This window comes from Maribacter spongiicola (assembly GCF_052119685.1).
In the GTDB taxonomy this organism is placed as follows: Bacteria; Bacteroidota; Bacteroidia; order Flavobacteriales; family Flavobacteriaceae; genus Maribacter; species Maribacter spongiicola_A.
This window is the reverse complement of the sequence record NZ_JBGQOO010000037.1, coordinates 1-1124: the sequence shown is the minus strand read 5'-3', so window position 1 is coordinate 1124 and position 1124 is coordinate 1. Positions and strand designations below refer to the sequence as shown.

At 50.2% G+C, this 1124-nt stretch carries 1 protein-coding gene; it reads right to left on the bottom strand.

Annotated elements, in window-relative coordinates:
- On the bottom strand, window positions 1-1124 hold a 1124-nt coding region (locus tag ACEN2N_RS18970; protein WP_441825793.1), incomplete at both ends, for a hypothetical protein.

The window sequence follows — 1124 nt, the reverse complement described above, 5'->3', positions numbered from 1 at the left end:
TCTTCCGATGCGTTCACGATATCGTCACCTTCGATAGGTGTCGTGATAGCTATAGTTGGAATCGAATTGTCCAATGTAATAGGATCATTGTCCGTTGCAGGGTTCAACGCTACATCGGTTACGTCCGCCGTTACCGTAATGGTTCCGTTATTTAATCCGGAGATATCCGCATCCGTTGCGGTCCATGTTCCTCCGCTTACCGTTGCCGTTGTTGTTACCGTAGTCGTGCCGTCCGAGAAGCTTACCGTTACCGTTTGGTTGTCCTCTACACCGGTAGTGGTACCAGAAATGGTAACATCGCCATCTTCCGATGCGTTTACGATATTGTCTCCTTCTATCGGAGTGGTGATATCGATAGTCGGGGTCGAGTTGTCCAATGTAATTGGGTCATTGTCCGTTGCCGGGTTCAACGCTACATCGGTCACGTTCGCCGTTACCGTGATCGTTCCGTTTGTAAGTCCCGAGATATCCGCATCCGTTGCGGTCCATGTTCCTCCGCTTACCGTTGCCGTTGTTGTTATGGTAGTTGTTCCGTCGCTCAACGTTACGGTAACCGTTTGATTGTCCTCTACTCCCGTGGTCGTTCCCGATATCGTTACATCGCCGTCTTCCGCCGCGTTTACGATATTGTCCCCTTCTACTGGAGTGGTGATATCTATAGTTGGGATCGAATTATCCAATGTAATAGGATCATTGTCCGTTGCCGGGTTCAATGCTACATCGGTTACGTTCGCCGTTACGGTGATCGTTCCGTTTGTAAGTCCCGAGATATCCGCATCGGTTGCGGTCCATGTTCCTCCGCTTACCGTTGCCGTTGTCGTTACCGTAGTTGTTCCATCTGAGAAGCTTACCGTTACCGTTTGGTTGTCCTCTACACCTGTCGTTGTTCCGGATATCGTTACATCGCCATCTTCCGATGCGTTCACGATATTGTCTCCTTCTATCGGAGTGGTGATATCGATAGTCGGGATCGAGTTGTCCAATGTAATAGGGTCATTGTCCGTTGCCGGGTTCAACGCTACATCGGTCACGTTCGCCGTTACCGTAATCGTACCATTGGTCAATGCTGAGATATCCGCATCCGTTGCCGTCCATGTTCCTCCGCTTACCGTTGCCGTTGTTGT